Source organism: Candidatus Palauibacter sp., assembly GCF_965208055.1.
Taxonomy (GTDB): Bacteria; Gemmatimonadota; Gemmatimonadetes; order Palauibacterales; family Palauibacteraceae; genus Palauibacter.
On record NZ_CBDBNY010000004.1, the window covers coordinates 698,181 to 711,825 of the forward strand.

Below are 13,645 nucleotides of genomic sequence, written 5' to 3' on the forward strand. Positions count from 1 at the left end.
CGTGAGTTACTGGGTCGCGCTCCTGCCGGAAGTCATCCTGTCCCTGGCGGCCATGTTCATCCTCATGCGCGACGCCTTCGTGCACCCGGGCGAGGGCGGCGGCGACGCGGCGGCGGGAGGCGGCGCCGGCGAGCAGGGACGGATGTCCGTCGACTGCCTCGTCACGCTGTACTCGATCGCGGGCGCCCTCATCGCGAGTCTCTGGCTCATGGACGCCTCCGGTCTGCCGGACGCGATGATCGCGCTCGACGGCTTCCGCGTGGCGGCGGACGTGATCCTGCTCGGCGGGGCCCTGCTCGTGGTGTCGCTCTCGCGCGACTACCTGAGCCGGGAGGGGATGCGTTCCCCCGAGTTCCATGCGCTGATTCTCCTCGCCCTCGTCGGGATGATGGTGCTCGTCGCGGCGCGCGACCTCATCCTGCTCTTCGTCGGCCTCGAGCTGATGTCGATCTCCGTCTACGTCCTCACCGGATACGTGCGGAAGAACCCGCGCTCCTCCGAGGCGAGCCTCAAGTATTTCATCGTCGGCGCCTTCGCGAGCGCCTTCGTCGTGTACGGGATCGCGCTCCTCTACGGCGCCACCGGGACGACGCGCCTGGCCACCGCCGCCGAGCGAATCGCGGCCGCGCCAGCCGGAGGGGATCTCCTCCTCGTCGCCGGCATCGGCCTCCTGCTCATCGGTTTCGCGTTCAAGATCGCCGCCGTGCCCTTCCATATGTGGGCACCGGACGCCTACGACGGCGCCCCGACGCCGGTGACCTCGTTCATGGCGACGGGAGTCAAGGCGGCTGCCTTCATTGCCCTCCTGCGCGTGTTGACCGTGGATCTTGGGGGCGCGGCCGAAGTGTGGAGGGGCGCCGTGTGGTGGCTGGCGATCCTGACCATGATCGTGCCCAACCTGGTTGCGCTGTCGCAGCAGGATGTGAAGCGGATGCTCGCCTACTCCTCGGTGGCCCACGCCGGATACCTCCTCGTCGGCGTCGTCGCGGCCTCCGAACTGGGGCGATCCGCCTCGCTCTTCTACCTCGCGGCGTACACCGTGGTGACCGCGGGGAGCTTCGCCATCGTCTTCCACGTGGCGGGGCGCGGCGACCGGAACCAGCGCGTGCGTGACTACCGGGGACTGGGTTGGCGGCGTCCGATGCTCGGGGCCGCGCTCCTCGTTTTCCTGCTCTCGCTGGCCGGCTTCCCGCCCACGGCGGGCTTCGTCGGCAAGCTGTACCTGCTTCGGGCCGCGGTGGATGCGGGGGAGATTTCGCTGGCGGTCACGCTCGTTCTGACCAGCCTCGTCGCCTACTACTACTACCTCCGCGTGGTGTGGAAGATGTATTTCGAGGCGGCCCCGGAGGATGTCCACGCGCCGCCGTCTCCCAAACCGGGGTTCAACCTCGTGGTCGGGATCTGCGTGGCGCTGATCCTTCTCGGCGGCCTCTTCCCGGGACGCCTCATCGACCGGGCCCGCGATGCCCTCGCGGAAACGCCCGCGCCGGGCATGGTCGTCCAGGCCGAGGACCCGCCAGCCCCGTAATGCCGATACCCTCCGGAATCTTCCGCGAATACGACATTCGCGGGATCGTCGGGGACGACCTGACGGAGACGGCGGCCGAACTCGTGGGGCGCGCCTTCGGGACCGAGCTTGCCGAACGTCCGGCGCCGCGCGTCGTCGTCGGACACGACAACCGACCTTCGTCTCCGGCGCTCTCGGCGGCGTTGTGCCGCGGTCTGTGCGCGGCCGGCGTCGACGTGACGACGATCGGAACCGTCCCCACGCCGACCCTGTACTTTGCGGCCATCGAGTTCGGGACGGACGCGGCGATTCAGATCACGGGGTCCCACAATCCGCCCGAATACAACGGCATCAAGATGGTGCGGGACGGCGGGGCGCTCTACGGCTCGGCGATCCGGGCCCTCCGAGTCCGGATCGAGGCGGAGGCCTTCGCGTCGGGCCGGGGAGCGATCCGGGAAGCGGAGATCCTCGACCGCTACGTCGAGGAGATCGCCGCGCGCGGACGGGTCGAGGGCGACGTGCGCATGGTGCTCGATTGCGGGAACGGGGTGGGGAGCGTCGTCGCCGTGCGCGCCCTGACCGCCGCCGGGATCGACGTGGACGGCCTCTACTGCGAGTCGGACGGGACCTTCCCGAACCACCATCCGGACCCGACGGTGGACGAGAACATACAGGACCTCATCGCGCGCGTCCGCGGGACCCGAGCGGATCTCGGCGTCGGACTCGACGGGGACGCGGACCGGATCGGCGCGGTGACGGAGGAGGGGAAGATCATCCGCGGCGACCACCTGCTTCTCCTGTTCGCGCGAGAGGTGCTGGCGGAGCGGCCGGGGGCCGAGGTCGTGTTCGATGTGAAGTGTTCGCAGGCGCTGCCACGCGTCATTCGCGCCCACGGAGGCGTTCCCGTCATGTGGAAGACGGGCCACTCCCTCATCAAGGAGCGCATGCGGGCCGGGCGATCTCCCATAGCAGGTGAGATGAGCGGCCATATCTGCTTTGCGGACAGGTTCTTCGGGACGGATGATGCGATCTATGCGGCCGCTCGTCTCGCGGGTCTCGTGTCCCGCTCCGGGCGCCCTCTCTCCGAGTTGGCGGCGGAGATACCAGGCTACCCCTCCACGCCCGAACTGCGCCTCGACTGTCCGGAGGAGCGGAAGTTCGGCCTTGTGGCGGAGGCCGTGCGCTTCTTCCGGGAGCGTTACGAGGTCATCGACATCGACGGCGCGCGCGTCCTGTTCGACGGCGGGTGGTTGCTGATCCGGGCGAGCAACACGCAGCCGGTCGTCGTGGCGCGCGTCGAGGCGGACACGGAAGCGCGCATGCGGGAAATCGCGGACGTCGCTCGGACGTTCCTGTCCGGTCAAGGGGTCGACCTGCCGGCGGTTTGACGCGAGATTCCAAGCTCTCCGCCACACCCATGCGGGACCCGAACCGGGGGCATGACGAAGATCCGATGAACATTCACGAATACCAGGCGCGGCGGATTCTCGCCCGGCACGGCATCCCCGTGCCGGAGGCCGAGGTCGCCGCGACGGCGGAGGAAGCCGCGGGGGCGGCCGAACGCTTCGGCGGACCGGTGGTCGTCAAGGCCCAGGTCCACGCCGGAGGGCGCGGCAAGGCGGGAGGCGTGAAGCTCGCCGCGACGTCGGCCGAGGCGCGCGGCAGCGCCGAGGCCATCCTCGGGATGGAGATCAAGGGGATCGAGGTGCGGCGGGTCCTCGTCGCGCCGGCCGAGGACATCGCATCCGAGGCCTACGTCGGGATTGTGCTCGACCGCGCGCGCCAGGCGGACACGATCATGGTCTCGTCCGAGGGCGGCGTCGACATCGAGGAGGTGGCCGCGACGATGCCCGAGGCGATCCGAAAGGTCGCCGTGGACCCGCGCTACGGACTTCTCGCCCACCAGGCCGCCCTCCTCGGCCACCACCTCTACGACGACCCGCGTGCGGCGCGGCAGGCCTCGTCCATCATCGCGAAGCTGTACGAGGCGTACCGGGCGAGCGGCGCCACGCTGGCGGAAATCAACCCGATGATCGTGAACCCCGCCGGAGAGGTGAAGGCGATCGATGCGAAGATGAACATCGACGACAACGCTCTCTTCCGGCTGCCCGAAATCGCGGCGCTTCGCGACACGGGGGCGGAGAATCCGGCCGAGGTCCGGGCACGCGAGGCCGAACTCTCCTACATCCAGCTCGATGGCAACGTCGGGTGCTGCGTGAACGGGGCCGGCCTCGCGATGGCCACCATGGACCTGGTCAAGTACTACGGCGGCGAGCCCGCGAACTTCCTCGACATCGGGGGGTCCTCGAATCCCGACAAGGTCGTGGCGGCGCTCGCACTCATCACGGAGGATCCGAACGTGAACTCGATTCTGTTCAACATCTTCGGCGGGATCACGCGCTGCGACGATGTCGCGAACGGGATCGTCGAGGCGACGAGCCGCATGGAACTCGGGGTTCCGATCACGATCCGCCTCACGGGAACGAACGAGGAGGAGGGGGTCGCGATCCTCGCTTCGCAGGGCTTCGAGGCCATGGTGGACATGGACCGGGCGGTCGAGACCGCCGTCCGCCAGGGCGCGACGCGGGGGTTCGCCACGGACGGCGGCCGCTGATGGGGATCTTCATCGGCGACGATACGAGGCTCGTGGTCCAGGGGATCACGGGGCGCGACGGCTCGTTCCACACTCGGCAAATGATGGAGTACGGCACACAGGTCGTGGCCGGCGTGACCCCGGGGAAGGGCGGCCGGACGTTCGACGACACCGTGCCGGTGTTCGACACCGTGGAGGAGGCGGTGGCCGAGGCGAATGCGAACGCGAGCGTCATCTACGTGCCCGCTCGCTTCGCGGCGGATGCGGTATTCGAGGCGGCGGACGCGGGGATCGCTCTCATCGTCTGCATCACGGAGGGCGTGCCCGTGGGGGACATGCTGCGCGTGCTGCCGTACGTGCGGGAAAAGGGTGCGCGTCTCATCGGCCCGAACTGCCCGGGCCTCATCGTACCCGGCCGCTGCAAGGTCGGGATTCTCCCCGGCCAGATCGTGCGCGAGGGGCCGGTCGGGATCGTGAGCCGTTCCGGCACCCTTACCTACGAGGTCATCTTCCAGCTCACGCGGGCCGGGATCGGACAATCCGCCTGCGTCGGGATCGGGGGGGATCCGCTCATCGGCACGGACTTCGTCGATTGTCTGGCGGCGTTCGAGGCGGACTCGGAGACCGAGGCGGTCGCGGTGATCGGGGAAATCGGCGGCACGGACGAGCAGGTGGCGGCAGAATACGTGTCGCGAGAGATGAGCAAGCCCGTCGTGGGGTTTATCGCGGGCCAGACCGCGCCTCCCGGCCGGCGCATGGGGCACGCCGGCGCGATCATCTCGGGCTCCGAAGGGACGGCGGACGAGAAGATCCGCGCCTTCGAGAGCCACGGGATCCGGGTCGCCCGGAGGCCCGCCGACCTGGTCGGGCTCATAGGCGACCGCTAGCGGGCCGTGACGGAAACGCTGCGATGCAGAACCGGCAGGAGGCGGCGATGAAAGTACGTGAGATCATGACCCGCGACGTGACCACGGCCGCTCCCGGGATGGCGCTGGAGGAGGCGGCGGAGATACTCGCGCGGAGGCGGCTGCGCGCCATGCCGGTCATCGATGACGAGGGCCATGTCCTGGGGATGCTCACGGACCGCCTGCTGATCAGCCGTCTTCTGCCGGAGCTCGAGCGGGCGGATGCTGGCCGGCCGGCGGCGCGAGGCGCTCACGTCGGCGAGGTGCGCGACATCATGGAACGAGCCGTGATGTGCGTGAAGGAGGACGAACCGCTGGCCAACGTGGTTCGTCTGATGCTGGACAGGGAAATCGAACGTTTGCCGGTCGTCCGGGAGGGCCAGCTCGTCGGGTTTCTGACGCGCGGCGACATCATCCGAAGGCTCCTTCTTCGGGACGCGGCGGGCGAAGCGGAAGAAATGAAAGGGGAGTGAAGCCGTGCAGAGGATGACGCTCGCGATCATCAAGCCCGATGCGTTCGGGTCCGGGAAGGCCGGCAGGGTACTCGCCGCGCTCGAGGACGCGGGCTTTCGCATACGGGGGACACGCGTCCTGCGCCTCGGGCGCGCCGGAGCCGAGGAGTTCTACGCGGTGCACCGGGAACGACCCTTCTTCGGGGCGCTGGTGGAGTTCATGACTTCGGGACCCTGCATGGCGCTCGCGCTCGAACACGACCGGGCGGTGCCCTATCTGCGCGAGGTCATCGGCGCCACGGACCCGGCGGAAGCGGCGCCGGGCACCGTGCGCGCGCTGTACGCGGAGAGCAAGGAGCGTAACGCGATCCACGGTTCCGATTCCGACGAGAACGCGAGGGTGGAACTCGGCTTTTTCTTCGGACGGATCGACCTTATCGGCAGCGCGTGAGTCCGCGTCGCGCGTCGCGATCTCCGGCCTCGGCGGAACCCGCCCGCATCGGACTCGCGGGCCTCGACGCCGGACCCCTCGAGCGGGCGTTTCGCGTCGAGACGCCGGACGAGTCGCTCGGCCCGTTGCCGCTGCCCTTCGAGTACGTCGATGTCGAGGTCGAAGTCCGGCGCGCGGATGGGGCCGCGGTTCGCGCCCGGGGCACGCTCGGGGCGCGGGCGACCGTCGAGTGTCGCCGCTGCCTCGAGCCGACCCGGGTCGGCGTGCGGGCGACGTGGGCCGCGCTGTACCGTCCGCCAGGTCGCGTCACCCCCGGGGAAGAGGGGGTCTGGGCGCTCGACGCGGGGTCGGGCGAACTGGATCTGGCCGGGCCGATCCGTGAGGAGTTGTGGGTCAACGCGCCCGCCTTCGTGGAGTGCTCGCGCGACTGCGCGGGGCTCTGCCCGACGTGCGGCGTGCGGCTCGCGGAGCAGGCCTGTCGCTGCCCGCCGCCGGAACCCGACGCGCGCTGGGCCGCGCTGGAGGGATCGGGCGGGGGTTCGGCGCGCGTTTCGGAGGGCGACATTCCTTGACATTCCAGAGCGGAAAGCGCCAGTTGCCGTGTTCCGCTCGAACGCGGCGCACTAGCCAATGGCTGCCAGGAGTGAGTTGACGATATGGCTGTTCCCAAGAGACGGACGTCGAAGCAGCGCAAGCGCAAGCGGCGTACGCATTACAAGGCGCAGGACGACGCGCGCCAGGCATGCCCCAAGTGCGGGGATCCGAAACGACCGCATCGCGTCTGCCCGACCTGCGGCCACTACGCGGATCGCGAGGTCGTTCAGATCGACGACTTTTGAAGCCCCCGAGCGCGGCCGCCGCCGTCCGGCGGCCGGGCCGGGGGGTTGATCGCACATGATTCGGGTTGCACTCGACCTCCTGGGCGGAGACGCCGCGCCGGAGGCCGCTCTAGAGGCCGCCGCGGGAGCTCTCGAAGCGTGGCCGGACGACCTTTCTCTCCTCCTCGTGGGGCCCGGCGATCTCTTGCGTGCGGAACGGGCCCGGTTCCCGCGCGACCGGGTGGCATGGCTCGCGGCGGAGGAGTTCATCGCGCCGGCCGATCCGCCCGCTCTGGCGGCGCGGCGGAAGGCGGACAGCACCGTGGTTCGCGGGCTGGAGGCCGTCCGCGATGGACAGGCGGATGCCTTCGTGTCGGCGGGACCGACGGGGGCGACGGTCGTCGCTTCGGTGCTCACGCTCGGCTTGCTCCCCGGAGTGGATCGGCCGCCGGTGGGCGCCCTCTTCCCGACCGGGACCGGGCGGGTCCTCGTCATGGACGTGGGGGCGAACGTGGACGTTCGCCCGCGGCAACTGCACCAGTTCGCCCACCTGGGATCGACCTATCTGCGCCGGACGCTCTCCATCGGGCGACCGCGGGTCGGGCTTCTCAACATCGGGGCGGAGGGAGAGAAGGGAGGAGGCGTCATGGCGACGGCCCACGGCCTTCTCTCGGCCGACCCCGATCTCCATTTCATCGGGAACGTGGAGGGACACCAGATCGTGAGCGGAGTGTGCGACGTGCTCGTGTGCGGCGGCTTCGTCGGCAACGTGCTGCTCAAGTTCTACGAGTCGATCGCGGAATTCGTGCTCAAGATCTTCCGTGACGCCGGCGTCGGCGAGGGAGGCCAACTCGGTGAGGCGCTGCGTTTTCTCGACTATGCGGAGTACGGCGGCGCCCCCCTGTTCGGCGTGAACGGGGTCACGATCATCTGTCACGGCACTTCCCCCCCGCGCGCCATCATGAACGGAATTCGCACGGCGGCCGACTGTGCCGCCTCGGGCTTCACGTCCGTCACTCGCACCTCGCTTGCCCGGATGCGGCAGGAGAGCGGCGCGTGAGCGGGGTCGCCCTCCTCTTCCCGGGACAGGGCTCCCAGTACGTGGGCATGGGCCGGGACCTGGCGGAAGATGATGCGTCGGTGCGGGAACTCTACGAGCGGGCCGACGATACGCTCGGCATGCCGTTGAGCCGGATCTGCTGGGAGGGATCCGAGGAAGAACTTCGGGCCACGGAGAACGCGCAACCGGCGATCATGCTGCACTCCTTCGCCATCTGGCATCTCATCGCCGCGCGCGCCGGGAAGGTCGGCATCGGGGCGGGGCATTCGCTCGGCGAGCTGTCCGCGTACCTCGTGTCCGACGCCTTCGGCTTCGAGGACGGTCTCCGGATCGTGCGGGAACGCGGACGCCTCATGGGAGCCTCCGGCGCGGACCGGCCGGGCACGATGGCCGCCATACTCGGGTTGGACGCAGAGTCCGTCGCCGACGCGTGTGAGCGTGCGGCGAAGGCCGGGCGGGTTGCCGTGCCCGCGAATCTCAACGCTCCGGGCCAGGTCGTCATCAGCGGCGATGTCGAGGCCGTGGCCGCGGCGGGCCGGCTCGCTTCGGAGGCCGGTGCGCGCCGCGTCCTCCCGCTCAACGTGAGCGGCGCGTTCCATTCTCCCCTCATGGCGACGGCGGCTGACGGGCTGGCGGCGGCGCTCGAGGGGACGAACTGGGGGGAGCCGACGTTCCCCATCGTCTCCAACGCCACGGCGACACTCGTGACCGACTCGGAGGAGGCGCGGCGCACGCTCATCCTGCAACTCACGTCGCCGGTTCGGTGGATGGAGGGGATCGAGCGCATCCGCGAGAGGGGGACCGCGCGCTGGCTCGAAGTCGGACCCGGCAACGTGCTCTCGGGCCTCGCCCGTCGCATCGATCGAAGCTTGCGCGTGACCGCGGTCGGAGATTCGCCGTCCGTGGACGCCTACCTGGGATCCTCGGACTGAAGGGCGCCTGAATGAGCGAACTGACGGGAGAGATCGCCATCGTCACGGGAGCGACGCGCGGCATCGGGACCGCGATCGCAACGGAACTGGCCCTGGCGGGCGCACGGGTGGCTGTCGTCGGCACCGGGGCGGACCGCGCGCGGGCGGTCGCCGAGCGTCTGCCCGGAGACGGTCATGCGGGCTTCGGTTGCGACGTCTCCGACCCCGCGGCGTGCGGGGGACTCGTCTCGGACGTCTCCGAGAGGCTCGGCAATGCGACGATCCTCGTGAACAACGCGGGCATCACGCGCGACAGCCTCCTGCTCCGCCTCAAGGACGAGGACTGGCAGGCCGTGCTCGACACGAATCTGTCGGGGGCTTTCTATCTGATGCGGGCCGTCGCCCGCGGCATGATGAAGCGGCGCGCCGGAAACATCGTGAACATCTCCAGCGTTGTGGGCTTGACGGGAAACCGCGGCCAGTCCAACTATGCGGCGGCCAAAGCCGCCCTGATCTCGCTCACCCGAAGCGTCGCTCAGGAGCTTGCGAGTCGCGGTGTGCGGGCCAACGCTGTCGCACCGGGGTTCATCTCGACCGACATGACCTCGGGACTGCCCGAAAGCGTAAAAAAAACCATGTCGGAGAGGATTCCCCTCGGCCGACCCGGGTCCCCGGAAGATGTCGCCACGGTGGTGCGATTTCTCGTGGGTCCCGGGGCTTCGTACGTTACCGGGCAGGTGATCGTCGTCGACGGCGGGATGGTCATGCAGTCGTAGCGGCGCCGCCGCATATTCGGTCAGCGGATCAGCGAAAAAGGGATCGGGAAACGGCGGGGCCGCGGGTCGGTCCCCTTCATACAAGGAGAACACGCAATCATGGACAACGCGGCACGCGTGCGGGAGATCATCGCGCAGGAACTCGGCGTGGAGCAGGAGAAGGTGGTGGACGACGCGAACTTCGTCGATGATCTGGGCGCCGACTCGCTCGATACCGTCGAACTCGTGATGGCTTTCGAGGAAGAGTTCGGGATCGAGATCCCGGATGAGGACGCGGAGAGGATGCAGACGGTCCAGGAGGCCATCGCGTATCTGAACGAGAAGGCCTAGCGCCCGGCTGCCTCTCATTTCATGAGAACATGAGAAGACGTGTAGCGATCACGGGGGTCGGCCTCGTCACTCCGATCGGGCTCGACCCCGACTCGACCTGGAACGCGCTCCTCCGCGGCGACAGCGGCGCGGGACCCATCACCCGGTTCGATGCATCCGACCAGTCGGTTCGCTTCGCCTGCGAAGTGAAGGACTTCGACCCGACGAGATACATGGACCGGAAGGATGCCCGCCGGGCGGACCGTTTCCTCCACCTTGCGATGGCCGCGGCGGATCAGGCCGTGACCGAAGCGGGTTTCTCGGAGGGGTTCGGAGAGCTTCCGCCGGATCGGGTCGGTGTTCTCATCGGCGTCGGGATCGGCGGGCTTCCGCTCCTCGAGGCCCAGCACGAGAAGCTGCTTGACGGCGGGCCTCGGCGCGTCTCCCCGTTCTTCATCCCCATGTTCATCCCGGACATGGCTTCGGGGATGGTGTCGATGCGATACGGAGCGCAGGGCCCCAACTATGCGACGGTATCGGCCTGCGCCTCCAGCGGCCATTCCGTCGGGCTGGCCTTCCGTTCGATCCGCAACGGCGAAGCCGATGTGATGATCACGGGGGGCAGCGAGTCCACGATCACGCCACTCGCGGTCGCCGGCTTCGCGAACATGCGGGCGATGTCGACGCGCAACGACGACCCGAAGAGGGCCTCGCGCCCCTTCGACGCGCACCGTGACGGGTTCGTGCTCGGGGAAGGCGCCGGGATGTTCATACTGGAGGAACTGGAACACGCGAAGGCGCGCGGCGCGGCGATCCTCGGGGAATTGGCGGGCTTCGGGCAGAGCGCCGACGCCTACCACATGACGGCGCCGGCGCCGGATGGCTCGGGGGCGCGGCTCGCCATGGAGCAGGCCCTCGACGACGCGGGACTCGATCCGACCGACATCGGGTACATCAACGCACACGGCACGTCGACGCCCGCGAACGATGTCTCCGAGACGAAAGCGATCAAGGATGTTCTGGGCGACCATGCCTACTCGATCGTCGTGGGTTCGACGAAATCGATGACGGGACACACGCTGGGCGCGGCCGGGGCCATAGAAGGGGCGATCTCCGCGCTTGTCTGCCGGCACGGGATCATCCCGCCCACGATCAACTTCGAGCAGGCGGATCCCGAGTGCGATCTCGAATACGCCCATGGAGGGGTCCTGGAACGTGAAGTCGAGGTCGCCCTCTCGAATTCTTTCGGGTTCGGCGGTCACAACGTCTGTCTGGCCGTCCGGCGCTGGAACGGCGACTAGCGGTCTTCCGAGCGGGCAGCGCCCGTGGCGGATCGGCCGGGAGGAAGTGATGAGTTCGGTACTGGTGATGATGGGGTCGGAATCGGACATGCCCACCATGGAAAAGGGCGTGGCGATCCTGCGCGAGCACGGGGTCGACGTGCAGGTCGAGGTGAGTTCGGCCCACCGGCAGCCGAAGCGGACCGCGGAGCTGGCCGAGGGCGCGGAGGCCGCCGGCCATGCCGTCGTGATCTGCGGGGCGGGACTGTCGGCGGCGCTCCCCGGCGTCGTGGCGGCGCACACCGCGCTGCCGGTGATCGGGGTTCCCGTCTCCGCGGGTACGCTCGGAGGGCTCGATGCGCTCCTGTCGTGTGCGCAGATGCCGCCGGGCGTCCCCGTCGCCGCCGTGGGCATCGACAACGCGAAGAACGCGGCCCACCTCGCTCTCCGCATCCTGCGCGCGGTTCGGGGCTAGCCCGGGACCTTCGTCCAGTGCGAACCGGCGTTGGATACGATTCCCACCGTTTCGATGAGGCGCGGCCTCTCGTGCTGGGGGGAGTGGCGATCCCCGATGCCCCCGGATTGAAGGGACACTCCGACGGAGATGCGGTCGCGCACGCAATCACGGATGCGATCCTGGGCGCGGCGGGGCTGGGGGACATCGGCGCGCTCTTCCCGGATACGGATCCCGCGCACGCGGGCGCCGACTCCGTCGAACTCCTCGCCTCGGCCGTGCGCCGACTGCGCGAAGAGGGATTCCGGGTGGTGAACGTCGACGCGACGGTCATCGCCGAACGGCCCCGTATCTCCCCGCACGCGCGGGCCATGCGGGAACGGCTCGGTGAAGCTCTGCGTACGGGGCCGGCCGGCGTGTCGATAAAAGGCAAATCGAACGAGGGGATGGGATGGATCGGACGAGGCGAGGGCCTTGCCGCCATCGCGGTCGCGACGGTGGCCGCGGCCGCGAGGGACGGTGCCTGAGGTCCCCGGCGTTCAACCCCTCCTCGATTTTCTCCTCGCCCTCCCGGCGGTCACGGCCTATGCGCTGATCACTGCCGGGTCCGCCCTTGAGAACGTCTTTCCGCCCGTCCCATCCGACACCTTCGTCGTACTCGGCGCCGTGCTTGCGGACAGGGGATCGTTGCAGCCCCTCCCCGTCCTGCTGTGCGCGTGGATCGCGAACTCCGGCGGCGCCATGGTCGTCTTCGGGCTCGCGCGCCGGCGGGGCCGCGGCGTGTTCGAGACCCGCTGGGGGCGGCGCCTCCTGCGCCCGCACCAGTCCCGGCGTCTGACCCGCTTCTACGAGCGGCACGGGTTGTGGGCCATCTTCTTCGCGCGCTGTCTGCCGGTACTGCGCGTGATCGTGCCTACGTTCGCGGGATTCACGGGTTTGGGCGCGGTGCGGGCGATGGCCCCGGTCGTGGCCGCATCGCTGCTCTGGAACGGGCTCATGCTTGCGGGGGGGATGTTCGCCTCGCGAAACGTGGACCGCGTCATGGAGCTTCTCGGCCAGGTCAACGCGTGGCTTCTCCTCGTGGCCGCCATCCTCATCGGCGTCATCATCGGCTGGTGGGTCCGAAGCCGGCGCGACGAAGCCCCACGGGCGTCCTCGGAATCCGGTGACGACTCGGAGGGCGACGGCGGACGGAGGTCGTCGCCGTGACGGGAGAAGGCCCCGGCATCGAGCGCGCCTTCCACCTCGAGTCTTACCGCGACCATCTCGGCTTCGAGCGGGGGCTCTCTCCGCGCACCATCGACGCGTACCTCCGCGAAGCCCGGCGCTTCGCGGCGTTCGCGGTCTCGGAGGAGGTCGCCGGGCCGGGCGGGGTCACGTATCAACTGCTTCGCGACCATGTCGCGCGGCTGGCCGGCGAGGGGCGGGCGGCTTCGACTGTCGCGCGGAGCGTCTACGCGCTGCGCGGCTACTTCCGCTTCCTTATCGTCGAGGGCGCGATCGAGTCCGACCCGAGCGAACGCCTCGAAGCGCCGCGTGCGGGCCGCTCTCTCCCGGATGTGCTTTCCGTCTCCGAGATCGAGGCGCTGATCGGGGCGGTGGATCCGGCAAGCCGCACGGCGGCGCGGGACGAGGCGATGCTCGAAATGCTCTACGGGTGCGGGCTTCGCGTGTCGGAACTCCTCGCGCTGAAGGGGCGCGACCTCGACCTCGATGAAGCCCTCGTGCGCGTGCGGGGGAAGGGGGGAAAGGAGAGGTTCGTGCCGGTTGGCGCGGCTGCGCGCTCGGCGGCGCGCCGATACCTTCGAACCGTCAGACCGGCGCTCGACCGGGACCGATCCGCCGGACATGTCTTCCTCAATGCCCGGGGGCGTTCGTTGAGCCGCATGGGCGTCTGGAAGATCCTTCGCCGCCACGTCGAGCGTGCCGGCATCCTGAAGCGCGTGACGCCCCATACGCTGCGCCACAGCTTCGCGACGCACCTGCTCCAGGGAGGCGCCGACCTCGCGTCGGTCCAGGAGATGCTCGGACATGCAGACATCTCGACGACCGAGATCTACACGCACGTGGACCGGTCGCACCTGCGCCAGGTGCACCGCAGCCATCATCCGCGTGGGTGAGCGACGTCG

Annotated in this window: 17 protein-coding genes; all 17 read left to right on the forward strand. The window is 69.2% G+C overall.

Going from position 1 to position 13,645, the window contains the following annotated elements; genetic code table 11:
* Position 1 precedes the first annotated feature (1 nt).
* Positions 2-1,528: an NADH-quinone oxidoreductase subunit N gene (locus ACOGXI_RS03305; RefSeq protein WP_419937466.1), complete on the forward strand. Its 1,527-nt coding sequence runs from the start codon at positions 2-4 to the stop codon at positions 1,526-1,528.
* A complete protein-coding gene (locus ACOGXI_RS03310) occupies positions 1,528-2,895 on the forward strand; it encodes a phosphomannomutase/phosphoglucomutase (protein ID WP_419937467.1) in 1,368 nt (455 codons plus the stop codon). Before ACOGXI_RS03305 ends, ACOGXI_RS03310 begins: the two co-directional genes overlap by 1 nt.
* A gap of 65 nt (positions 2,896-2,960) precedes the next feature.
* Positions 2,961-4,121, forward strand: coding sequence for an ADP-forming succinate--CoA ligase subunit beta (gene sucC, locus ACOGXI_RS03315; RefSeq protein WP_419937468.1), 1,161 nt, complete (start codon positions 2,961-2,963; stop codon positions 4,119-4,121).
* Positions 4,121-4,987 carry a succinate--CoA ligase subunit alpha gene (gene sucD / locus ACOGXI_RS03320; RefSeq protein ID WP_419937469.1) on the forward strand — a complete coding sequence of 289 codons (867 nt, stop codon included), beginning with the start codon at positions 4,121-4,123 and terminating at the stop codon, positions 4,985-4,987. The genes sucC and sucD overlap by 1 nt, the downstream gene beginning before the upstream one ends.
* Positions 4,988-5,034: 47 nt before the next feature.
* A complete protein-coding gene (locus ACOGXI_RS03325; RefSeq protein WP_419937470.1) occupies positions 5,035-5,478 on the forward strand; it encodes an HPP family protein in 444 nt (147 codons plus the stop codon).
* A gap of 13 nt (positions 5,479-5,491) precedes the next feature.
* Positions 5,492-5,908: a nucleoside-diphosphate kinase gene (gene ndk, locus ACOGXI_RS03330; RefSeq protein WP_419940147.1), complete on the forward strand. Its 417-nt coding sequence runs from the start codon at positions 5,492-5,494 to the stop codon at positions 5,906-5,908.
* Positions 5,905-6,480, forward strand: coding sequence for a YceD family protein (locus ACOGXI_RS03335; protein ID WP_419937471.1), 576 nt, complete (start codon positions 5,905-5,907; stop codon positions 6,478-6,480). The genes ndk and ACOGXI_RS03335 overlap by 4 nt, the downstream gene beginning before the upstream one ends.
* Positions 6,481-6,564: 84 nt before the next feature.
* Positions 6,565-6,747 carry a 50S ribosomal protein L32 gene (gene rpmF, locus ACOGXI_RS03340; RefSeq protein ID WP_419937472.1) on the forward strand — a complete coding sequence of 61 codons (183 nt, stop codon included), beginning with the start codon at positions 6,565-6,567 and terminating at the stop codon, positions 6,745-6,747.
* A 55-nt stretch (positions 6,748-6,802) separates the two neighbouring features.
* Positions 6,803-7,786, forward strand: a complete 984-nt coding sequence (gene plsX, locus ACOGXI_RS03345; protein WP_419937473.1) for a phosphate acyltransferase PlsX — start codon at positions 6,803-6,805, stop codon at positions 7,784-7,786.
* Positions 7,783-8,718 carry an ACP S-malonyltransferase gene (gene fabD, locus ACOGXI_RS03350; RefSeq protein WP_419937474.1) on the forward strand — a complete coding sequence of 312 codons (936 nt, stop codon included), beginning with the start codon at positions 7,783-7,785 and terminating at the stop codon, positions 8,716-8,718. The genes plsX and fabD overlap by 4 nt, the downstream gene beginning before the upstream one ends.
* 11 nt (positions 8,719-8,729) lie before the next feature.
* On the forward strand, positions 8,730-9,473 hold the full coding sequence (gene fabG, locus ACOGXI_RS03355) for a 3-oxoacyl-[acyl-carrier-protein] reductase (RefSeq protein WP_419937475.1): 744 nt from the start codon (positions 8,730-8,732) through the stop codon (positions 9,471-9,473).
* A 99-nt stretch (positions 9,474-9,572) separates the two neighbouring features.
* Positions 9,573-9,803, forward strand: coding sequence for an acyl carrier protein (locus ACOGXI_RS03360; RefSeq protein ID WP_419937476.1), 231 nt, complete (start codon positions 9,573-9,575; stop codon positions 9,801-9,803).
* A gap of 29 nt (positions 9,804-9,832) precedes the next feature.
* The gene (fabF, locus tag ACOGXI_RS03365) at positions 9,833-11,083 is read left to right on the forward strand and encodes a beta-ketoacyl-ACP synthase II (RefSeq protein WP_419937477.1); all 1,251 of its coding nucleotides are present in this window, start codon (positions 9,833-9,835) and stop codon (positions 11,081-11,083) included.
* Positions 11,084-11,132: 49 nt separating this feature from the next.
* Complete coding sequence (gene purE / locus ACOGXI_RS03370) at positions 11,133-11,537, forward strand: 5-(carboxyamino)imidazole ribonucleotide mutase (RefSeq protein ID WP_419937478.1); 405 nt, start codon at positions 11,133-11,135, stop codon at positions 11,535-11,537.
* 17 nt (positions 11,538-11,554) lie between these two features.
* Positions 11,555-12,043, forward strand: coding sequence for a 2-C-methyl-D-erythritol 2,4-cyclodiphosphate synthase (ispF, locus tag ACOGXI_RS03375; protein WP_419937479.1), 489 nt, complete (start codon positions 11,555-11,557; stop codon positions 12,041-12,043).
* The gene (locus tag ACOGXI_RS03380; RefSeq protein WP_419937480.1) at positions 12,036-12,725 is read left to right on the forward strand and encodes a DedA family protein; all 690 of its coding nucleotides are present in this window, start codon (positions 12,036-12,038) and stop codon (positions 12,723-12,725) included. Before ispF ends, ACOGXI_RS03380 begins: the two co-directional genes overlap by 8 nt.
* Complete coding sequence (xerD, locus tag ACOGXI_RS03385) at positions 12,722-13,636, forward strand: site-specific tyrosine recombinase XerD (protein WP_419937481.1); 915 nt, start codon at positions 12,722-12,724, stop codon at positions 13,634-13,636. The genes ACOGXI_RS03380 and xerD overlap by 4 nt, the downstream gene beginning before the upstream one ends.
* The last annotated feature ends 9 nt before the right edge of the window (positions 13,637-13,645 follow it).